The following is a 20,181-nucleotide window of genomic DNA, read 5'->3' on the forward strand; positions in this document are numbered from 1 at the left end:
GCGCTGAGAGTTGAGCACCCTCGTGAACGCCGCGAGCCGCGAGGCACTGGCAGCCACCGAGCTGCAGCTGCTGCAGGCCACCGATGGGGCCCAGGCCGCGGAGATCACCGGGCTCGCCGACGAGCTGTTCGGCGTGGCCGCCCTGCTGGGCCGTGAGTCCACGCTGCGGCGGGCGCTCGCCGACGCCTCCATCGACCCGCGGTCCAGGGCGGACCTGGCCCGCGGGCTGCTGGCGGACAAGCTCGGAGCGCGGGCGCTGCCGGTGGTCGTCGAGGCCGTACAGGTCCGCTGGTCCACCCCGACGGACCTGGTCGACGGGCTGGAGCGCTTGGCCCGCACCGCGCTGCTGGTGCAGGCAGAGCGGGCCGGCCGACTCGACGCCGTCGAAGACGAGCTGTTCCGGTTGGGCCGCATCATCGGCTCCCAGGTGGACCTGGAGCGGTTGCTCTCGGACCCGACGGGGGACGTGACGGGCAAGCACGCGGTCGTCGACCAGCTCGTCGCGGGCAAGGTCGAGCCGGTGACCCTGGAGCTGATCCGCCAGCTGGTGGCCCGGCCGCGCGGACGGCGGGTCAGCGAGGGGCTGGAAGAGCTGGCCGAGCTGTCGGCGAAGCGCCGCGAGCGCTCGGTGGCCCACGTCCGGTCCGCGATTCCGCTCAGCGATGAGCAGCAGCAGCGGTTGTCGCGCACCCTGCAGCGGATCTACTCGCGGCCGATCGCCCTGCACCTCGAGGTCGATCCGGGGATCGAGGGCGGACTGCTGATCCGGGTCGGCGACGAGGTCATCGACGGCAGCATCACGGGACGCCTGCAGTCCCTTCGACGCGACCTCGCCGACTGACGAGGCGTCGAACACCAACTCCCTTCCAAGAACGAACCGAGGGCAGGAACGAGACATGGCGGAGCTGACGATCTCGTCGGACGAGATCCGCAGTGCGATCGAGAAGTACGTCTCCAGCTACTCCCCGGAGGTCAGCCGCGAGGAGGTCGGGGTCGTCACCGATACCGGTGACGGCATCGCCCATGTCGAGGGTCTGCCTTCGGTCATGACCGAGGAACTGCTGGAGTTCCCCGGCGGCATCTACGGTGTCGCGATGAACCTGGAAGCTCAGGAGATCGGTGCGGTCATCCTGGGTGAATTCGAGAAGATCGAGGAAGGCCAGGAGGTCAAGCGGACCGGCCGGGTCCTGTCGGTCCCGGTCGGCGACGGCTTCCTCGGCCGCGTGGTCAACCCGCTGGGCGAGCCGATCGACGGGCTCGGCGACATCGCCGCCGAGGACCAGCGTGCGCTGGAACTGCAGGCCGCGACCGTCGTGCAGCGCCAAGGCGTGAGCGAGCCCCTGCAGACCGGCATCAAGGCCATCGACTCGATGACCCCGATCGGCCGCGGTCAGCGCCAGTTGATCATCGGCGACCGCAAGACCGGCAAGACCACGGTCGCGGTCGACACGATCATCAACCAGAAGAGCAACTGGGACAGCGGCGACCCGCAGAAGCAGGTCCGCTGCGTCTACGTGGCGATCGGCCAGAAGGGCTCCACGATCGCCGGCGTGAAGCGGTCCCTGGAGCAGGCCGGAGCGATGGAGTACACCACCATCGTCGCCGCGCCGGCCTCCGACTCGCCTGGTCTGAAGTGGCTGGCCCCGTACGCCGGTTCGGCCATCGGCCAGCACTGGATGTACCAGGGCAAGCATGTCCTGATCGTCTTCGATGACCTGACCAAGCAGGCCGAGGCCTACCGGGCGATCTCGCTGCTGCTGCGGCGCCCGCCGGGTCGCGAGGCGTACCCGGGTGACGTCTTCTACCTGCACTCGCGCCTGCTGGAGCGCTGCGCGAAGCTCTCCGACGAGATGGGCGCCGGCTCGATGACGGGTCTGCCGATCATCGAGACCAAGGCCAACGACGTGTCGGCATACATTCCGACCAACGTCATCTCGATCACCGACGGGCAGTGCTTCCTGCAGTCCGACCTGTTCAACTCGGGTCAGCGCCCGGCCATCGACGTCGGTATCTCGGTGTCGCGTGTCGGTGGTTCCGCGCAGATCAAGGCGATGCGGAAGGTCACCGGCTCGCTGAAGATCGACCTGGCGCAGTTCCGCGAGCTGGAGGCGTTCTCCGCGTTCGCCTCCGACCTGGACGCCGCGTCGAAAGCGCAGCTGGAGCGCGGTACCCGCCTGATGGAGATCCTCAAGCAGGGCCAGGGCGAGCCGCTGCCCGTCGAGGAAGAGGTCGTCTCGCTGTTCCTGGGCACCCAGGGCCACCTCGACTCGGTGCCGGTCGGCGACGTCCGCCGCTTCGAGTCCGAGTTCCTGGGGCACCTGCGGCGCACCCACGAGTCGGTGCTGAAGGACATCGCCGAGACCAAGCAGCTCTCCGACGACGGTGTCAAGTTCATCGTGGAGGCGGTGGAGGACTTCAAGAACCAGTTCACCGCGTCCAACGGTTCCTCCGTCGCCCCGGGCGAGCAGCCGGAAGCCGAGGCACTGGCGGCCGACGAGTTGGGCCAGGAGACCGTCAAGGTCAACCGCCCCGCCCCGAAGAAGTGACCGGATAGCCATGGCTCAACTTCGGGAACTGCGAAACCGCATCCGGTCGGTCAAGTCGACCCGGAAGATCACCAAGGCGCAGGAGCTGATCGCTACCTCGCGCATCATGAAGGCGCAGGCCAGGGTCGAGGCTTCCCGTCCGTACGCGGAAGAGATCACCAACGTCCTGACCGCGCTGGCCGACGTGAGCACGCTGGACCACCCGCTGCTGACCGAGCGCTCGAACCCGAAGCGCGCCGCGGTGCTGGTAGTGACCAGTGACCGGGGTTTCTGCGGTGGTTACAACGCCAACGTGATCAAGGCGGCCGAGGAGCTTCAGTCGCTGCTGCGGGAGCAGGGCAAGACCCCGGTGCTGTACGTCATCGGCCGCAAGGGCGAGGCGTACTACCGTTTCCGGCAGCGGAAGGTCGAGGCGAGCTGGACCGGTTTCACCGACCGGCCCAACTACACCGACGCCGCCGAGGTGGGGGAGACGCTGGTCAGGGCCTTCCTGGCCGGTGCCGACGACTACCTCGACGACGGGGGGGTGGACGGTACTCTAGGTGTGGATGAGCTGCACTTGGTGCACACCGAGTTCGTCTCCATGCTCACCCAGAAGCCGACAGTCAGGCGGATCGCGCCGCTGGAGGTCGAGTACGCCGAAGAGCCTACGAAGACCCTCCGGGCGACGTTCGAGTTCGAACCGGACGCGGAGACCCTGCTGCGGGCTCTGCTGCCGAAGTACATCAAGACCCGCCTGTTCGCCGGTTTGCTGGATGCGGCGGCGTCGGAGCACGCGGCCCGCCGGACAGCGATGAAGTCGGCGACGGACAATGCGGACGAGTTGATCCGCACTCTCAGCCGTGAGGCCAACCAGGCTCGCCAGGCCCAGATCACCCAAGAAATCAGCGAGATCGTCGGTGGTGTCGAGGCGCTCTCGTCAGCAGGAAGTGAGTGACATGACTGCTACTGCCACTAGCACTGCTACGGGCACTGGCCGCGTCGTCCGGGTTCTCGGCCCGGTCGTGGACGTCGAGTTTCCGCGAAACCAGGTGCCGGACCTCTACAACGCGCTCACCGCGGACATCACCGCGGAGGGTATGGCCAAGACGCTGACGCTGGAGGTCGCCCAGCACCTGGGTGACAGCGTCGTGCGGACGATCTCGATGCAGCCGACCCAGGGTCTGGTGCGCGGCGTGGCCGTGACCGACTCGGGTGCGGGCATCTCGGTGCCGGTCGGTGACGTGGTCAAGGGCCACGTGTTCAACGCCCTGGGCCACTGCCTCGACGAGCCGGGCTACGGCTCGGACGCCGAGCGCTGGACGATCCACCGCAAGGCGCCGGCCTTCGACAAGCTTGAGGGCAAGACCGAGATGCTGGAGACCGGCATCAAGGTGATCGACCTGCTCACCCCATACGTGCAGGGTGGCAAGATCGGTCTGTTCGGTGGTGCCGGTGTCGGCAAGACGGTGCTCATCCAGGAGATGATCCGCCGGGTCGCCAAGAACTTCGGTGGCACCTCGGTGTTCGCCGGTGTCGGTGAGCGCACCCGTGAGGGCAACGACCTCTGGGTGGAGATGGCGGAGTCCGGCGTGCTCGCCGACACCGCGCTGGTCTTCGGGCAGATGGACGAGCCGCCGGGCACCCGTATGCGGGTCGCGCTGTCCGCGCTGACGATGGCGGAGTACTTCCGCGACGTGCAGAACCAGGACGTGCTGCTGTTCATCGACAACATCTTCCGGTTCACCCAGGCGGGCCAGGAGGTGTCGACCCTGCTGGGCCGGATGCCGTCCGCGGTGGGCTACCAGCCGACGCTGGCCGACGAGATGGGTGAGCTGCAGGAGCGGATCACCTCGACGCAGGGTCGTTCGATCACCTCGATGCAGGCGATCTACGTCCCCGCGGACGACTACACCGACCCCGCCCCGGCGACGACCTTCGCCCACCTGGACGCGACGACCGAGCTTTCCCGGCCGATCTCGCAGAAGGGCATCTACCCGGCGGTGGACCCGCTGTCGTCCAGCTCCACCATCCTCGACCCGGCGATCGTCGGCGAGGAGCACTACCGGGTGGCGCAGGAGGTCAAGCGGATCCTGCAGAAATACAAGGAACTGCAGGACATCATCGCCATCCTCGGTATGGACGAACTGTCCGAAGAGGACAAGGTGACGGTGCAGCGGGCGCGGCGCATCGAGCGCTACCTGTCGCAGAACTTCTTCGTGGCCAAGCAGTTCACCGGCCAGGAGGGCTCCTTCGTGCCGTTGAAGGAGACCATCGAGGCGTTCGACAAGCTCTGCAAGGGCGACTTCGACCACTACCCGGAGCAGGCGTTCCTGTCCATCGGTGGTCTCGACGACCTTGAGCAGGCGTACAAGAAGCTCACGGAGAAGTGAGCCGCGGACCCCGCTGACGGGGTCGGCAGACCGGGAACGGGGGTCGGGGTCCGAGCGGACCTCGACCCCCGTTGCGGCAAAGCACTTCCAGCCCGGCCAGTCACGATCGCCCTGGTGGCACCGGCTAGACTGCGGGCACACACCCGACAAAGGAGACGCGCGTGGCCAACATGTCCGTCCAACTGGTCGCCGTCGAGCGCCGCCTGTGGTCCGGGGATGCGACCGCCGTGGTCGCGCAGACCACCGAGGGAGAGATCGGCATCCTGCCGGGGCACGAGCCGCTGCTCGGTGAGCTGATCGAGGGTGGCGTGGTGCGCATCACCACCACCGAGAAGGAGACCGTGACCGCCGCGGTGCACGGTGGTTTCCTGTCGGTCACCTCGGACGGGGTGAGTGTGTTGGCGGAAAGCGCGGAGCTCGCCCACGAGATCGACGTGGCGCAGGCCCGCGAGGACGTCAAGAGCGCAGACGAACAGGCCCGAGCACGAGCCTTGAGCCGATTGCGAGCAGCCGGCCACTCGGCCTGATCCGGGCCTCGCATGGGTTCCCCGGTCCTGTTGCTCGCGGTGGCCTTCGGGCTGCTGCTGGGTGCTGCGCTGGTCGTTGGGGCGCTCGCGTGGCGGCGGCTGCGGGAACTGCGCGCCGGGGGCATTGACGTGGCGTTGCGGGTCCGCAAGGACGGCGGGGGGCGCGGCTGGCACCTGGGTGTCGCGCATTACCGTGGCGAGGAGTTTGCCTGGTACCGGGTGTTGAGTCTGCGGTCGGGCCCGAACTGGGTGATCAACCGGCGGGATGTGGAGATCGCACAGCGCCGCGAGCCGTCGGTGGCCGAGGCCTACGCGATGCCGACCGGATCGACGGTGCTCGACCTGACCGGTCCGGAACTGGAGCTGGCGATGAGCACCGATGCCCTGACGGGCTTCCTGTCCTGGCTCGAATCAGCCCCCCCGGGCCGGTCGGTGCCCTGGGCATCCTGAACCAACCAGCGGTGTCCCTACCGGGCCCCGCTTTTTTCATGCGTTGACAGCATGGGAACTTTCCTGTCACTTGAATGACAGGAAAGTTCCCATGCTCACGCCCGGCGGTCGAGGTCTGCGCAGATGTCGTGCAGCAGTCGGCGGAAGACGTCAGTCAGCGGGGCGTGCTGGGTGCTGGTGGGCACTGCGGCGTGGATGCGGCGGTGCAGCCCGGACGCTAGCGGGCAGTGCACGGTGCCCGGGGCGTCGCCGAGGGCGAGGCGGGGGATGAACGACACCGCAACCCCGGCCGAGACCACCGCTTCGGCGACGGCGTAGGACTCGAACTCGAAGGCCACCATCGGGGTGAAGCCCTCGGCACGAGCGGCAGCCTCCAGCTGGCGCCGGTTCGGCAGGCTGCGCGGCGCGCAGGCCCGGCGATCCGGTCGATGCCTTCGGCGGGGCCGAGATCCACAACGGACAATGCGGCCCCCGGGTGCCGGTGGCGCAGTGCGGCCAGCGTCTCCGGCAGCAGCGCCAGTCCGGCTGTGGGGAAGGCGCCGACGCGCAGCCGGTTGCGGTGTTCGTCGCGGAATCGAGCGGCTTCGTCGGTTGCGTCGCTCAGCGCGGCGGCGATGCGTTCGGCCTGTTCGGCCAGTCGGGTGCCCAGCGGGGTCAGGCGAACGCCGTGCGCGTACCGCTCGACCAGTTGGGCACCTACCGCCTTCTCCAGCCGAGCCAGTTGTTGCGACACCGCCGGGGGAGTTCGGCGCAGCTGCTCGGCGGCGCGCGTGACGCTGCCCTGCTCCCGGATGGCCAGCAGCACGAGCAGGCGCGAAGGTTGCTCTCGGATTCGGCTGGACACCGCCGCCGAACTCCACGAAGCCCGCGCGCTCTCCGCCTCGGCCGGATACCGCGAGATTCCCGCCTACAACGACAACCAATACGCCAAGCACTGGTACGAAAAAGCCCTGCGTTGACCGGTGGGCTGGCGGGGCGCGCGAGACGTCGGCTACGACCACGCGGACGCTACGAAGTTGATCGACGCACTCCAGCAGGAAGTCGTCGCGCTGCGGCGATGAAGCCGTGACGCTGAGAAGGCCGCTGGTCTCGCGTCAGACGCCTCGTGCTGGAGACCTGATGTCGCCAGCCCGAGGCGCGCTCAACACGTCGTCCGGGCTGTACCGGGATGAGCCAGGCTGAGCAGGTGCTTCGTGGAGCTCGTTATGCGTTACCGCCGGGCTTCCAGAGCACGTCGCCGTCCGGATTCGCCACCCTGGCGAGGATGAAGAGCAGGTCCGAGAGGCGGTTCAGGTACTTGGCGGGCAGCGGCGACGTGCGCTCGCCGTCGGCCTCCTGCAGCGCCCATGCGGACCGCTCGGCTCGCCTGGCCACGCACCGCGCTTGGTGCAGTAGCGCGCCGCCGACGGTGCCGCCGGGAAGGATGAAGGAGTCCAGCTTCCCCAACCGCTCGTTGAACTCGTCGCACCAGCCCTCGAGGCGGTCGATGTAGGCCTGGGTGACGCGCAGCGGCGGGTACTTCGGGTTCTCGACCACCGGTGTGGACAGGTCCGCGCCGACGTCGAACAGGTCATTCTGCACGGCCCGCAGCACCTCGACCACGTCGTCCGTGAGCTTCGCGGTCGCCAGCGCCACGCCGAGCACCGAGTTCGTCTCGTCCACATCGGCGTAGGCGATCAGCCGCGGATCGGTCTTGTGCACCTTGGAGTTGTCCGACAGCCGGGTCGTGCCCGTATCACCGGCCCGCGTGTAGATCTTCGTGAGGTGGACTGCCATGCCGACAGCCTAGGCGGATCTCGCCGGTGCACGACCAGCAAGTAGTGACAGGAAGGTTCCCATGCTTGTGCTTGGGCGGGGGTGGGTGGCAGGAAGGTTCCCATGCTTGTGCTTGGGCGGGGGTGGGTGGCAGGAAGGTTCCCATGCTTGTGCTTGGGCGGGGGTGGGTGGCAGGAAGGTTCCCATGCTTGTGCTTGGGCGGGGGTGGGTGGCAGGAAGGTTCCCATGCTTGTGCTTGGGCGGGGGTGGGTGACAGGAAGGTTCCCATGCTCGCGCTCGGGCGGGGTGGGTGACAGGAAAGTTCCCATGCTCGCGTGGTCGCAACCCGCTCCGGTGGCGGTTAGGGCCGGGCCGTAACCTCGATGCTCGTGAGTGAGCACTTCCGGGTACACGGTGGAGCGCGGCTCGTCGGCGAAGTCGACGTTGTCGGGGCGAAGAACAGCGTGCTGAAGCTGATGGCGGCGGCACTGCTGGCGGAGGGCACGACGACGATCGTCAACTGCCCGGAGATCCTCGACGTTCCGCTGATGGCCGATGTGCTGCGCAGCCTCGGCTGCGAGGTGTCGATCGACGGCGGCACCGTGCACATCACGACTCCCGCGTCGATCAGTCACGAGGCGATCTCGCCATCGATGGGCAAGCTGCGTGCGTCGGTGTGCGTGCTGGGGCCGCTGGTTGCCCGGTGCCGCCGCGCCGTGGTGACGCTGCCTGGTGGCGATGCGATCGGCTCCCGCCCGCTGGACATGCACCAGAACGGTCTGCGGCAGCTCGGCGCGAGCAGCCACATCGAGCACGGCGCGGTGGTGGCGGAGGCCGAGAACCTGCGCGGCGCCCAGATCTGGCTGGATTTCCCCAGCGTCGGCGCGACGGAGAACATCCTGATGGCAGCGGTGCTCGCCGAGGGCACCACCGTGATCGACAACGCGGCTCGGGAGCCGGAGATCGTCGATCTCTGCGTGATGCTGCAGCAGATGGGCGCCAAGATCGAGGGCTCCGGTACCTCGACGTTGACGGTGCACGGCGTGACCTCGCTGAAGGCGGTCGAGCACCGTGTCATCGGGGACCGGATCGTCGGCGCGACCTGGGCCTTCGCCGCGGCGGCGACCCGCGGTGACATCACGGTGCGCGGGGTCGACCCGCGGCACGTGAACCTGGTGCTGGAGAAGCTGCGCAGCGCGGGCGCCGAGGTGACCACCGGCGAGGAGAGTTTCCGGGTGGTGATGGGCGGCCGTCCGCACGCGGTGGACTTCGTGACGTTGCCCTACCCGGGGTTCCCGACCGACCTGCAGCCGATGGCGCTGGCGTTGTCGGCGGTCGCCGAAGGCACCTCGATGATCACCGAGAACCTGTTCGAGTCCAGGTTCAGGTTCATCGAGGAATTGGTGCGGATGGGGGCCGACGCCCGCACCGACGGGCACCATGCGGTGGTGCGGGGCCTCAACCGGCTCTCCAGCGCCCCGGTGTGGGCGACCGACATCCGGGCCGGGGTGGGCCTGGTGCTGGCCGGCCTGTGCGCGGACGGTTCGACCGAGGTGTGGGATGTGTTCCACATCGATCGCGGCTACCCGAACTTCGTGGAGAACCTGCGCGGCCTCGGCGCGGAAATCGAACGCGTGACCGACTGACCGACTTCACCCTCTTCTCGCGGTGCAAATCACACGATCGCCCCTGACTATGGGCACGGACCCTGCTCCCGCATTGAAGGGGCGATGGTCATGGCGAGCAGAGGGTGGACACGCAGGGATTTCCTGAAGGGCTCCGGTGCCGCGGCGGGCGCGCTCGTGCTGGGCGGCGGCGCTCTGGCCGGCTGCGCCCGCACCGGCGGAGGCGGTGCGGGCGGTGATCCGCTCGAAGCGGCCCGCAGCTCCGGCACCATCCAGGCGGGCATAGCGGGTGAGGCGCCCTACGGGTTCACCGACCAGTCCGGGAAGGTCACCGGCGAGGCGCCAGAAGTTGCCCGCGCGGTGTTCCGGAACCTGGGTGTCAGCAACCTGCTGGCCTCGCAGGTCGACTTCAACCAGCTGATCCCCGCGCTGAACGCGGGCAAGTTCAGCGTGGTCGCGGCGGGCATGTTCATCACCCCCGAGCGCTGCAAGAACGCGGCGTTCTCGATCCCGGACTACATTGCGGCCACGGCGTTCCTCGTCCCCTCCGGCAACCCCGAGGGGGTTGCCACGTTCCAGGATGTGGCGCAGAAGAAGCTCAACCTCGCGGTTCTCAGCGGGGCGGTGGAGAAGGACTACGCCCTGCGGCTGGGGGTGCCGGCCTCGCAGGTGCAGGTCTTCGACACGCAGAACGCGCTGCTGCGAGCGGTTACCGACAAGCGCGTCTATTGCGCGGCGTTGACCAACATCTCGCTCAACGACCTGGTGAAGAAGAGCCCGGGCGCGCAGGTCGAGGTGACCAAGGGGTTCACGCCTGTGATCAACGGTAAGCCCGAGGTGCAGGCGGGTGCGTTCGTGTTCCGCACGCCGGACACCTCGCTGCGCGAAGCGTTCAACGCGGAGTTGAAGAAGCTGCACGACAGCGGCGAATGGCTCCGCATCACCGAGCCGTTCGGTTTCACCCGGGACAATCTGCCGCCGGCCGGGGTGACCACGGAGGCGCTGTGCGCCGGTAGCTGATGCCGGCGGCGGGAGGCGACATGTTCGAGAACTTCTCGCACTTCCTCTCGGTCCTGCTACAGGGTGTGCCGGCGACGGTGATCGCGACGTTGGGCGGCATCGCGCTGTGCATCGTGCTGTCGTTCGCGGCCGGGTTCGGCATGCTGTCGCCGTGGCGGTGGGCACGGTTGATCGCTCGCGTCTACGTCGAGGTCTGGCGCGGCACGTCGGAAGTGGTCCAGCTGTTCTGGATCTTCTTCGCGCTGCCGCTGCTGGTCGGCTTCGAGTTGCTGCCGCTGTGGGCGGGCATCCTCGTGCTCGGCCTGAACCACGGTGCTTACGGCGGCGAGATCGTGCGCGGCGCGGTGCAGGCGGTACCGAAGGAACAGCACGAATGCGCGGTCGCGCTGAGCTTCAGCCCAGTGCAGCGAATGTGGCGGGTGATTTTGCCGCAGGCGGTGGTGGAGATGATCCCGCCGTTCAACAACCTGTTCATCCAGTTGCTGAAGAGCAGCGCGCTGCTGTCGCTGATCTTCGTGCACGAGATCACCTACCAGGGCCGGGACGTCCTCGAACCGAACTTCACCGGCCAGATCGCGCTGATCTACCTGCTGATGCTGGCGCTGTACCTGGTGTTGTCGGTGTTGATCACGGCGGTGATGCGGGTGCTGGAACGGCGTGCGGCAGCGGCGGTCGGCCGCAAACCCGTCGAGCCGGCCAAGGTGCTCGGCCGGGTCGAGGGCGGGGCGATCTAGTTGATTTGGGACTGGGAGTTCACCGGGCGGATCATCCCGGACATCCTCCGCGGCCTAGTAGTGACCTTCGAAGCCACGGTGCTCGGTTCGATCGTGGCCTTCGCGCTGGGCCTGGTGCTGGCCCTGCTGCGCCGGTCCCGGATCCGGCTGGTCAGCGGGGCGGTCTGGGTGTTCGTCGAGTTCGTTCGGAGCACGCCGCTGCTGGTGCAGCTGTACTTCCTGTTCAACGTGCTGCCGGATATCGGCGTGCGGTTCTCGTCGCTGACCACGGGCGTGATCGGGCTCGGCGTGCACTACGCCTGCTATACCTCGGAGGTCTACCGCGCAGGGATCGAGGGAGTACCACGCGGCCAGTGGGAAGCCGCGACGGCGCTGAGCTTGCCCGTCCACCGGGTGTGGACGGGCGTGATCCTGCCGCAGGCGATCCCGCGGGTGCTGCCCGCGCTGGGCAACTACACGATCTCGATGTTCAAGGAAACGCCGCTGCTGCTGGCGATCGGGGTACTCGACTTGGTAGGAGCGGCGCAGGAGGCCGGGTCGGAGGCCTACCGGTACGTCGAGCCGCTGACCCTGGCCGGTATCTGCTTCCTGCTGCTCAGCTATCCGTCGTCGCTGCTGGTGCGGAGGTTGGAACGCCGTGTTGGGATCTGAAGCGGGCCACGACATGATCCGGTTCGACCGCGTGGTCAAGCGGTTCGGCGACAACGTGGTCCTGGACGAACTGGACTTCTCGGTCCGGCCGGGCGAGCGGGTCACCCTGATCGGGCCCAGCGGATCGGGCAAGACGACGATCCTGCGCCTGTTGATGACCCTGGAGCGGGCCGACGGCGGCACCATCCACGTCGGCGAGGAGTGCTTGACCCACGTGCGGCGCGGCGAACGCCTGGTGCCCGCCGACGAGAAGCACCTGCGAAGGGTGCGCAAGCGGATCGGGATGGTGTTTCAGCAGTTCAACCTGTTCCCGAACATGCGGGTGCTGCGCAACGTCACCGAAGCACCGGTCCACGTGCTCGGACAGTCCACAGAGGACGCCGAGCGGCGAGCGCGGGAGCTGCTGGAGATGGTGGGACTGGCGGACAAGATCGACGCCTATCCGACGCAGCTGTCCGGCGGCCAGCAGCAGCGCGTGGCGATCGCCCGAGCGCTCGCAATGAGCCCGGATGTGCTGCTGCTCGACGAGATCACCTCGGCCCTGGACCCGGAACTGGCAGCCGAGGTGCTCGATGTGCTGCGAGACCTGGCGCGCACCAGCGACATCACGATGCTGTGCGTGACGCACGCGATGAAGTTCGCCCGCGACGTCTCGCACCGGGTGCTGATGTTCGACCGGGGCAAGATCATCGAGGACAAGCCGCCCGCCGAGTTGTTCGAGAAGCCGGAGCAGGAGCGGACGCGGAAGTTCCTGCGTTCGGTGCTGGAGGAGGCTTGACCGGTGGCTGTCGGCGTCGGCGGCTAGGGTCCCCGAAGGGTTCGAAACCGCCGGGAGGATGCCGATGACCACGAAGGTCGGTCGCTTGATGGCCTTCACCGCGAAACCCGGCAGGGGCGGCGACCTCGCGGCCGCGATGCTGCAGGTCGCTGAGGGCCTCCGGGAGGTGCCGGGGTGCGAGCTCTACATCATCAGTCAGGATTCCGGCGACCCGGACACGGTGCGGGTGGTCGAGGCGTGGGCGGACGAGGCCAGCGCCGACGCCGCGCTTGCGGCGGCCGCGAATTTCGCCGGGGACGTGAGCATCGAAAGCGTGCTGGGCATGCTGGCGAAGCCCCCGGAGCGCGTCGACCTGACCACGCTGGGCGGCGTGGGGCTGTGATCGGGGGAGCCCGGCGGCGGTTCAGGCCGAGTTCCGGCGTTCGTGCAGGAGAAGCAGGGCGTAGGCGGCGATCGACTGGGCATCGGTGATCTCCGACGCGCAGATCATTTTCTCGAACTCGGTCCGGGAGAACCACGCGGCGCGCATGTCCTGCTCCTCCGGTTCGCGATCGTGTTCGCCCTGGGTGAGTCCGGTGGCCAGGAACACCCGCCCGCGCTGGCTGGACATGCCCGCGGCGACGTCCAGAACGCCGATCTCGACGAGATTCGCGGCCCGCAGGCCGGTTTCCTCGCGCAGCTCCCGCGCGGCCAGTTCGGTGGCCCCGACGTCGGCCCTGTCCGGCGCGGTGCCCTGCGGAAACTCCCAACGTCGCGTGTCCAGCGGGTAGCGGAACTGCTCCACGAGGTGGAGCCGGTCGCCGTCGAGCGGGATCACCAGCGCATAGTCCGGCTTGTCGACCACGCCGTAGATCCCCTCGGAACCGTCGGCCCGGACCACGCCGTCCTCGCGAACGGTCATCCACGGGTTGGCGTACACCTCACGGCTGCTCGTCTGTCGCATGCGGCCATCGTGCCGGACGGCGGGCACGGCGCGTCACCCGGTCAGACCGTGGTGTGTTCGCATATGCGCGCGATCGCCTGAGGCTCTGCTTGGGTGCGGACTAAATGCCGGTGACCGCCGAAAGCGCGTAAATCAACACGGACTGGGAACCTCGAAGGCGCACACCAATCACCATTCGCGGAGGGGCCCGAATGCCACACCACTGGTGGCGAAATGCGGTCACCTACCAGATCTACCCCCGCAGCTTCGCCGACTCGAACGCCGACGGTGTCGGGGACCTCGCGGGGCTGACATCCAAGTTGGACTACTTGGCGTGGCTGGGCGTGGACGCGATCTGGTTGACGCCCTGCTACCCGTCCCCGTGGTGCGACGGCGGCTACGACATCACCGACCACCGAGACATCGACCCTGCCTTGGGCTCGCTTCGGGACTTCGACCGGATGGTGGCCGCCGCGCACGAGCGCGGGATCCGGGTGCTGATGGACATCGTCCCGAACCACACCTCGAACCGGCACCAATGGTTCCGGCAGGCCCTGTCCGCCGGGCCCGGCTCCCCAGCGCGTGACCGCTATGTCTTCCGCGACGGCAAGGGGCCGAACGGGGGGAGCCCGCCGAGCAATTGGGAGTCCCGCTTCGGCGGTCGTGCCTGGAGCAGGGTGGCGGACGGCCAGTGGTACCTCCACCTGTTCGCCCCGGAGCAGCCGGACCTGAACTGGGAAAACCCCGATGTGCGCGCCGAGTTCCTGGACATCCTGCGGTTCTGGGGCCGCCGTGGCGTCGACGGCTTCCGGGTGGACGTGGCCGCGGCCTTGGTCAAGGACCTGCGCGAGCCGCTGCGCGAGGTGGTCGGCGGGGAGGGCAGCAGCGGGCTGGACGACTTCGCGGCCAATCCCGACCACCCCTTCCTGGACCGGCCCGGGGTGCACGACGTGTATCGCGAGTGGAACAGGGTGTTTCACGAGTTCGATCCGCCGCTGGTCGGGGTCGCCGAGGCGTGGGTGCGCGGCGATCGGCGAATCCAGTACATCCGGCCCGGCGAACTGCAGCAGGCGTTCAACTTCGAATTCCTGCGGGTGCGTTGGCAGGCCGCGGAGTACCGGCGGATCGTGACGGAGTCGATCGCCGCCGCGTGCTCGGTGGGCGCCACGGCGACCTGGGCGCTGGACAACCACGACGTGGTGCGGCAGGTGTCGGCGTTGGGGTTGCCCGGGGATGTCGACCTGCGGGTCTGGTTGGCCTCCAACGGCACCGACCCGCCGACGGACCTCGCACTGGGCACCCGGCGGGCGCGCGCGGCGATCTTGTTCGTGTTGGCGTTGCCCGGCTCCGCATACCTTTACCAGGGCGAGGAACTCGGGCTCCCGGAGGTCGCGGATCTGCCGGCAGAGGTCCTGCGCGACCCGAAGTGGGTGCGTTCCCAGCACAAGGAAAAGGGCCGCGACGGCTGCCGGGTGCCGCTGCCATGGACCCGCGACGGGGTGTCTTTCGGGTTCAGCAGCGCGCGTTCGTGGTTGCCGCAACCCGCCGGCTGGGGCACCTATTCGGTGCAGGCTCAGCGGGGCGACCCGGATTCGATGCTGGCGCTCTACCGCGCCGCGCTGCGACTGCGCCGGTCGTTCAGCGACGACGAAACGTTCAGCTGGGACGACCGGCACAACATCGGAGACGTGCTGGCTTTCCGGCGCGCGGGCAACATCCTGATCTTGGTCAATACCGGTGCCACAGCCATCCCGCTCCCGCCCGGCGAGCTCGTCCTGTCGAGCGCCCCACCCGAAGCGGGCTTTCTCCCCGCCGACGCCACAGCCTGGCTACGCCACTCCTGATTAACAGCATGGGAACTTTCCTGTCACTTCGCGGCGCGCCGGAGACGGGGGGACGGCTTCCGGATGACAGGAAAGTTCCCTTACTTCTACTTGGACGACGCGGTGAGCGGGTGGTTGAGCTTGGACCGGCGGCGGCCGTAGCCGAAGTACACGACGAGGCCGACCGCGGTCCAGATCGCGAAGGTGAGCCAGGTGATCGCGTCGAGGCCGAAGATCAGGTACCCGCATAGGGCGAGGCCGAGCAGTGGCACCACTGGCATCAGCGGGGTGCGGAAGCTGCGCGGTAGCTCGGGCCGGGTGCGGCGCAGCACCAGGACACCGATGTTGACCAGACCGAACGCGACCAGGGTGCCGATGCTGGTCGCTTCGGCGAGCTGGTTGAGCGGAACCACCGCCGCGAGCGTCGCGACCACGGTGCCGACCACCACGGTGTTGTGAGCCGGCACCGCCCGCCGGTTCACCTTGGACAGCATTCCCGGCATCAGTCCGTCGCGGGACATCGACACCAGAATCCGGGTCTGCCCGTACAGGACGGTCAGCACCACCGAGGAAATGGCGACCACCGCGCCGAATGCGAGCACCACCGAGGACCAGCCCTGGCCGGTCACGATGCGCAGCGCAGTCGCCAGCGAGGCATCGGACCCGCCGAGAACCCCGGCACCGACCGCGCCGACCGCGGCGAAGGCGACCAGCACATAGATGGCGGTGACGATCGCCAGCGACAGGATGATCGCGCGGGGCAGGTCACGGGACGGGTTGCGCGCTTCCTCGCCGGCCGTGGAGGCGGCGTCAAAGCCGATGAAGGAGAAGAAGACCGCCGAGGCGCCCATCGAGATGCCCGTGAATCCGGCCGGAGCGAACGGGGTCATGTTCTCGGGGCGGAAGGCCGTGATCGCCACGGCGAAGAAGAACACCAGCACCGCGATCTTGATCAGCGTGGTGATCGTGGTGGCTCGCGCGCTTTCCCGCACGCCCAGCAGCAGCACGCCCACGGCGAGCAGCACGATCAGTGCGGCCGGGAAGTTGAACACACCGCCGTCGCCCGGCGGCGCGGCGAAGGCATCCGGGATGGTGACGCCGACGGTGCCCTGCAGGAACTCGTTCAGGTAGCCGCCCCAGCCGACCGCGACCGCAGCGACCGACACCCCATACTCCAGCAGCAGGCACCAGCCGCAGATCCAGGCGACCAGTTCGCCGAGCGTGGCGTAGGCGTAGGAGTAGGCGGATCCGGACACCGGCACGCTGCCCGCTAGCTCGGCGTAGGACAACGCCGAGCAGAGCGCGGCGACCCCGGCCAGCACGAACGAGACGACCACGGCGGGGCCAGCGGCGGGCGCGGCTTTCGCGAGCACCACGAAGATCCCGGTGCCGAGGGTCGCGCCGACCGACAGCGCCACCAGTGGCACCAGCCCCAAGGTTCGGCGCAGCCGGGTGTGCGAGCCATCGTCGGCGAGTTGCTCGGCGGGCTTGACGCGGAGCAGCGCTCGGGCAAAGGACACGAGGAGTAACGTTATCTTGCTCAGTGCGTATACCGCTTGGTGCGTATATCGAGGTACAGCCTTTCCGAACCGGTGATCATGGGCGGTGTGCCCCGGGGGTGCTCGACTTCTCGATCGACGTCCGTACTCTGTGGCGGGTGCGACTTGTCATTGCCCGTTGCCAGGTGGACTACGTCGGCCGGCTCACCGCGCACCTGCCCATGGCGCAGCGACTGCTGCTGGTCAAGGCCGACGGTTCGGTGTCGGTGCATTCCGACGACCGCGCCTACAAGCCGTTGAACTGGATGAGCCCGCCGTGCTGGCTGATCGAGGACCCCGGCGTGTGGACGGTGCAGAACAAGGCCGGCGAGAAGCTGGTGATCACCATCGAAGAGGTGCTGCACGACTCCAAGCATGAGCTGGGCGTCGAGCCGGGCCTGGTCAAGGACGGTGTGGAGGCCCACCTTCAGGAGTTGCTCGCCGAGCACGTCACGACCCTCGGTGACGGTTGGTCGCTGGTGCGGCGCGAGTACCCGACCGCGATCGGACCGGTGGACCTGATGTGCCGGGATTCCGCGGGCGCCAGCGTCGCGGTCGAGATCAAGCGGCGCGGCGAGATCGACGGTGTCGAGCAGCTGACCCGCTATCTGGAGCTGCTTAACCGGGATCCGCTGCTGGCGCCGGTCACCGGGGTGTTCGCGGCGCAGCAGATCAAACCGCAGGCGCGTACGCTGGCCGAGGATCGCGGCATCCGCTGCGTGGTCTTGGACTACGACACGCTGCGCGGCATCGAGCCGGACGAGTACCGGCTCTTCTGACTGACGCCGTCCCGTCACCGGGGGGCCGGGTCGGCCCTGGGGTGGCGAGGTGTCCGCTCCTATCTGTCAGGTTGTTTTGATCACATTGCAGTCGATCAGGCCGTCGGTGGACAACCTGCTGAAAGGCGTTGGCGTTTAACGGAATCCGCGTCGGCTGTGGTCGGGTTTGCCGTGGCAGCCGCACGGCCGCAGTCGGCCGGAACTCCGCGCCCGCACAGCGGCCCACGGGGCCTGAGCCAGCAGTCGGGCGAGGTGCCGAGGGAACCGGTCCGGTCGGCTGTGAGCGGATTCGGTGTCGCTCGTCGTCTGGTCGTCGATGGTCCGGTCGTTCGGGTTTTCCGAGAGTCCGGCGATGATCGCCAGGTCGATCCGGGCGTTCACAGCATCTCCCCAGTCGCTGCCGCGTTTGCCAACGGTGACGCTACCGGTCACATTCCGTTGCGGGGGAGCGGTTTTCCACATATCACTCACATGGCCCTGCTGCGCTGTGGGAGGTGTCGCGCGCTGCCCGGGCACCCGGCGGGACGCTTCAGTCAGCGGCAACCGCCTGATCGATTTAGTGTCGAGATCCAACGAAATGATATCGACCCGGTGTGATCTGCCCCACTGTGCGGTACTGTCCGGCTGCGGTTGTACGTGTGGTGGTTGTCGTTCGAATTTGTTGGATCTGGAGGTGGGGTGGCGGTGGTGCTAGCCCAGGGTCGGCTTCTCGATGCCAACGCTGTCGATTTTGCGTTGTTGGCGTTGTATTTCGTTTTTGTGCTGGGTATCGGGTATCTGGCGCGGCGTGCGGTGTCCACCAGTCTCGATTTTTTCCTGTCGGGGCGGGCGTTGCCGGCGTGGGTGACGGGGTTGGCGTTCATCTCGGCGAACCTGGGTGCGATCGAGATCATCGGTATGTCGGCCAACGGCGCCCAGTACGGGATGCCGACGATGCACTACTTCTGGATCGGTGCGGTGCCGGCCATGCTGTTTCTGGGCGTGGTGATGATGCCGTTCTACTACGGTTCGAAGGTGCGCAGCGTTCCGGAGTTCATGTTGCGTCGTTTCGGCAAGGCGGCGCATCTGGTCAACGGGATCAGTTTCGCGGTGGCGCAGATCCTGATCGCGGGGGTGAACCTGTATTTGCTGGCCAGCATCGTCAACGCGTTGCTGGGGTGGCCGTTGTGGTTGTCGGTGTTGCTGGCGGCGGCGATCGTGTTGTCCTACACGGCGCTGGGCGGGTTGTCGGCGGCGATTTACAACGAGGTGTTGCAGTTCTTCGTGATCGTGGCGGCGTTGTTGCCGTTGACGATCGTGGGGCTGGTCAAGGTCGGCGGGGTGCAGGGCCTGGTGGCCAAGGTCAGTGCGGGTCCGGGTGGTGCCGAGCAGCTTTCGGCGTGGCCGGGCACTCAGTTGACCGGGTTCAGCAACAGTGTGCTGAGCGTGGTGGGGCTGGTGTTCGGGCTGGGGTTCGTGCTTTCGTTCGGGTACTGGACGACGAATTTCGTCGAGGTGCAGCGGGCGATGGCCTCCAAGAGCATGTCGGCGGCGCAGCGCACGCCGATCATCGGGGCGTTTCCGAAGATGTTCATCCCGTTCATCGTGGTGATCCCGGGGATGATCGCGGCGGTGCTGATCCCGGAGTTGGCGGCGTTCAAGCAGACGGGGTCGGGCAGTGTGGATTACAACGACGCGATCTTGTTGCTGATGCGGGATCTGTTGCCCAACGGGATTCTGGGCATCGCGTTGGCGGGGTTGCTGGCCTCGTTCATGGCGGGGATGGCGGCGAACCTCTCGTCGTTCAACACGGTGTTCACCTATGACATCTGGCAGTCCTATGTGGTGCGTGACCGGGCGGATCACTATTACTTGAACATGGGTCGTTGGGTGACGGTGGGGTCGACGCTGGCGGCGGTGGGCACGGCGTTCATCGCGGCGGGGTATTCGAACCTGATGGATTACCTGCAGCAGTTGTTCTCGTTTTTCAACGCGCCGTTGTTCGCGACGTTCATCCTGGGGATGTTCTGGAAGCGGATGACGGCGCATGCGGGCTGGTCGGGGCTGGTGCTGGGCACGGTCTCGGCGGTGGTGGTGTTCGCGATGTCGGAGACCGGGGTGCTGGACCTGCCGGGGCAGGGGGCCAGTTTCGTGGGCGCGGGTGTGGCGTTCGTGGTCGATATCGTGGTCAGTGTGCTGGTGTCGCTGGCGACGCGGCCCAAGGCCGAGACCGAGTTGGTGGGGCTGGTCTACGCGCTGACGCCGCGGGCGAGCCTGCGGGCGGCCACCACCGGGGAGGACGCCGGCTGGTACCGGCGTCCGGGCCTGCTGGCCGGGATCGCCCTGGTCCTCATCATCGCCCTCAACATCATCTTCGGCTGACGCTGACAAGGAGGTCTCCCCATGACGGGTCAGGGTTCGGGGCACACCGCGGGTGCCTTCGACATCCGAACGGTGATCGCGCTGCTGTTCGCCGTCTACGGCGTGGTGCTCGTGGTCGTGGGAGCGACGCAGCCGCAATCCGCCGTTGACAAGGCCGCCGGGTTGAACATCAACCTCTGGGCCGGCATCGGCATGATCGTGTTCGCGGTGGTGCTAGTGGGCTGGGCCAGGCTGCGACCCATCGTGGTGCCCGACGAAGCCAGGACGCCAACCCCCGAGCCGTAAAGCCGCGAACACCCC

At 67.7% G+C, this 20,181-nt stretch carries 22 protein-coding genes and 1 pseudogene; 17 read left to right on the forward strand and 6 right to left on the reverse strand.

The features are described from left to right. Window positions 1–10 precede the first annotated feature (10 nt). The 6 genes from BJ970_RS14010 to BJ970_RS14035 all read left to right on the forward strand — a co-directional run bounded on the left by BJ970_RS14010 (window position 11) and on the right by BJ970_RS14035 (window position 5,895). A complete protein-coding gene (locus BJ970_RS14010) occupies window positions 11–841 on the forward strand; it encodes a F0F1 ATP synthase subunit delta (protein ID WP_184726668.1) in 831 nt (276 codons plus the stop codon). A gap of 55 nt (window positions 842–896) precedes the next feature. Next, a complete protein-coding gene (gene atpA, locus BJ970_RS14015; protein WP_184726669.1) occupies window positions 897–2,546 on the forward strand; it encodes a F0F1 ATP synthase subunit alpha in 1,650 nt (549 codons plus the stop codon). A 10-nt stretch (window positions 2,547–2,556) separates the two neighbouring features. Beyond that, the gene (locus BJ970_RS14020) at window positions 2,557–3,483 is read left to right on the forward strand and encodes a F0F1 ATP synthase subunit gamma (protein WP_184726670.1); all 927 of its coding nucleotides are present in this window, start codon (window positions 2,557–2,559) and stop codon (window positions 3,481–3,483) included. A 1-nt stretch (window position 3,484) separates the two neighbouring features. Beyond that, a complete protein-coding gene (gene atpD, locus BJ970_RS14025; RefSeq protein ID WP_184726671.1) occupies window positions 3,485–4,918 on the forward strand; it encodes a F0F1 ATP synthase subunit beta in 1,434 nt (477 codons plus the stop codon). Window positions 4,919–5,079: 161 nt separating this feature from the next. Further along, window positions 5,080–5,445, forward strand: a complete 366-nt coding sequence (locus BJ970_RS14030; RefSeq protein ID WP_184726672.1) for a F0F1 ATP synthase subunit epsilon — start codon at window positions 5,080–5,082, stop codon at window positions 5,443–5,445. A 12-nt stretch (window positions 5,446–5,457) separates the two neighbouring features. Continuing rightward, window positions 5,458–5,895 (forward strand): DUF2550 domain-containing protein, encoded by a 438-nt coding sequence (locus BJ970_RS14035; protein ID WP_184726673.1) that lies wholly within the window; start codon window positions 5,458–5,460, stop codon window positions 5,893–5,895. 95 nt (window positions 5,896–5,990) lie between these two features. Here BJ970_RS14035 and BJ970_RS37800 read toward each other — a convergent pair whose 3' ends face one another. Both BJ970_RS37800 and BJ970_RS37805 read right to left on the reverse strand, forming a co-directional pair. Then, window positions 5,991–6,236: a LysR substrate-binding domain-containing protein gene (locus BJ970_RS37800; RefSeq protein WP_246470847.1), complete on the reverse strand. Its 246-nt coding sequence runs from the start codon at window positions 6,234–6,236 to the stop codon at window positions 5,991–5,993. Window positions 6,237–6,373: 137 nt separating this feature from the next. Further along, window positions 6,374–6,739, reverse strand: a pseudogene (locus BJ970_RS37805) (LysR family transcriptional regulator); the annotation flags it as partial. Here BJ970_RS37805 and BJ970_RS14045 point away from each other — a divergent pair. Then, window positions 6,687–6,854, forward strand: a complete 168-nt coding sequence (locus BJ970_RS14045) for a GNAT family N-acetyltransferase (protein WP_184729406.1) — start codon at window positions 6,687–6,689, stop codon at window positions 6,852–6,854. The pseudogene BJ970_RS37805 and the gene BJ970_RS14045 overlap by 53 nt on opposite strands. 244 nt (window positions 6,855–7,098) lie before the next feature. On the opposite strand, the gene BJ970_RS14050 is transcribed toward BJ970_RS14045, so the two are convergent. After that, window positions 7,099–7,671 (reverse strand): cob(I)yrinic acid a,c-diamide adenosyltransferase, encoded by a 573-nt coding sequence (locus BJ970_RS14050; RefSeq protein WP_184726674.1) that lies wholly within the window; start codon window positions 7,669–7,671, stop codon window positions 7,099–7,101. Window positions 7,672–8,039: 368 nt separating this feature from the next. Here BJ970_RS14050 and murA point away from each other — a divergent pair, with 368 nt between their 5' ends. The 6 genes from murA to BJ970_RS14080 all read left to right on the forward strand — a co-directional run bounded on the left by murA (window position 8,040) and on the right by BJ970_RS14080 (window position 12,840). Beyond that, window positions 8,040–9,296, forward strand: a complete 1,257-nt coding sequence (gene murA / locus BJ970_RS14055) for a UDP-N-acetylglucosamine 1-carboxyvinyltransferase (RefSeq protein WP_184726675.1) — start codon at window positions 8,040–8,042, stop codon at window positions 9,294–9,296. Between the two features lie 90 nt (window positions 9,297–9,386). After that, window positions 9,387–10,295 (forward strand): ectoine/hydroxyectoine ABC transporter substrate-binding protein EhuB, encoded by a 909-nt coding sequence (ehuB, locus tag BJ970_RS14060; RefSeq protein WP_184726676.1) that lies wholly within the window; start codon window positions 9,387–9,389, stop codon window positions 10,293–10,295. A gap of 20 nt (window positions 10,296–10,315) precedes the next feature. Beyond that, entirely contained in the window at window positions 10,316–11,029 is a 714-nt protein-coding gene (gene ehuC / locus BJ970_RS14065; RefSeq protein WP_184726677.1) for an ectoine/hydroxyectoine ABC transporter permease subunit EhuC, read from the forward strand. After that, window positions 11,030–11,680: an ectoine/hydroxyectoine ABC transporter permease subunit EhuD gene (gene ehuD, locus BJ970_RS14070; RefSeq protein ID WP_184726678.1), complete on the forward strand. Its 651-nt coding sequence runs from the start codon at window positions 11,030–11,032 to the stop codon at window positions 11,678–11,680. Between the two features lie 13 nt (window positions 11,681–11,693). Beyond that, on the forward strand, window positions 11,694–12,458 hold the full coding sequence (ehuA, locus tag BJ970_RS14075) for an ectoine/hydroxyectoine ABC transporter ATP-binding protein EhuA (RefSeq protein WP_184729090.1): 765 nt from the start codon (window positions 11,694–11,696) through the stop codon (window positions 12,456–12,458). Window positions 12,459–12,522: 64 nt separating this feature from the next. Beyond that, window positions 12,523–12,840: a putative quinol monooxygenase gene (locus BJ970_RS14080; protein ID WP_221467149.1), complete on the forward strand. Its 318-nt coding sequence runs from the start codon at window positions 12,523–12,525 to the stop codon at window positions 12,838–12,840. A 21-nt stretch (window positions 12,841–12,861) separates the two neighbouring features. Here the strand turns inward: BJ970_RS14080 and BJ970_RS14085 are convergent, their stop codons facing one another. Next, window positions 12,862–13,401 (reverse strand): NUDIX domain-containing protein, encoded by a 540-nt coding sequence (locus tag BJ970_RS14085; protein WP_184726680.1) that lies wholly within the window; start codon window positions 13,399–13,401, stop codon window positions 12,862–12,864. Between the two features lie 191 nt (window positions 13,402–13,592). Between BJ970_RS14085 and BJ970_RS14090 the strand changes: the two genes are divergently transcribed. Then, on the forward strand, window positions 13,593–15,224 hold the full coding sequence (locus tag BJ970_RS14090) for a glycoside hydrolase family 13 protein (RefSeq protein WP_184726681.1): 1,632 nt from the start codon (window positions 13,593–13,595) through the stop codon (window positions 15,222–15,224). Window positions 15,225–15,310: 86 nt separating this feature from the next. Here BJ970_RS14090 and BJ970_RS14095 read toward each other — a convergent pair whose 3' ends face one another. Then, window positions 15,311–16,723 carry an amino acid permease gene (locus BJ970_RS14095; RefSeq protein WP_184726682.1) on the reverse strand — a complete coding sequence of 471 codons (1,413 nt, stop codon included), beginning with the start codon at window positions 16,721–16,723 and terminating at the stop codon, window positions 15,311–15,313. Window positions 16,724–16,860: 137 nt separating this feature from the next. Between BJ970_RS14095 and nucS the strand changes: the two genes are divergently transcribed. Beyond that, window positions 16,861–17,520 carry an endonuclease NucS gene (gene nucS / locus BJ970_RS14100; RefSeq protein ID WP_184726683.1) on the forward strand — a complete coding sequence of 220 codons (660 nt, stop codon included), beginning with the start codon at window positions 16,861–16,863 and terminating at the stop codon, window positions 17,518–17,520. A gap of 135 nt (window positions 17,521–17,655) precedes the next feature. Here nucS and BJ970_RS14105 read toward each other — a convergent pair whose 3' ends face one another. After that, complete coding sequence (locus BJ970_RS14105; protein WP_184726684.1) at window positions 17,656–17,901, reverse strand: hypothetical protein; 246 nt, start codon at window positions 17,899–17,901, stop codon at window positions 17,656–17,658. A gap of 306 nt (window positions 17,902–18,207) precedes the next feature. Here BJ970_RS14105 and BJ970_RS14110 point away from each other — a divergent pair, with 306 nt between their 5' ends. After that, complete coding sequence (locus BJ970_RS14110) at window positions 18,208–19,881, forward strand: sodium:solute symporter family protein (RefSeq protein WP_184729091.1); 1,674 nt, start codon at window positions 18,208–18,210, stop codon at window positions 19,879–19,881. A gap of 21 nt (window positions 19,882–19,902) precedes the next feature. Then, the gene (locus BJ970_RS14115; RefSeq protein ID WP_184726685.1) at window positions 19,903–20,166 is read left to right on the forward strand and encodes a hypothetical protein; all 264 of its coding nucleotides are present in this window, start codon (window positions 19,903–19,905) and stop codon (window positions 20,164–20,166) included. Window positions 20,167–20,181: the final 15 nt, after the last annotated feature.

The sequence above is a fragment of the Saccharopolyspora phatthalungensis genome, from assembly GCF_014203395.1.
Lineage (GTDB): Bacteria > Actinomycetota > Actinomycetes > Mycobacteriales > Pseudonocardiaceae > Saccharopolyspora > Saccharopolyspora phatthalungensis.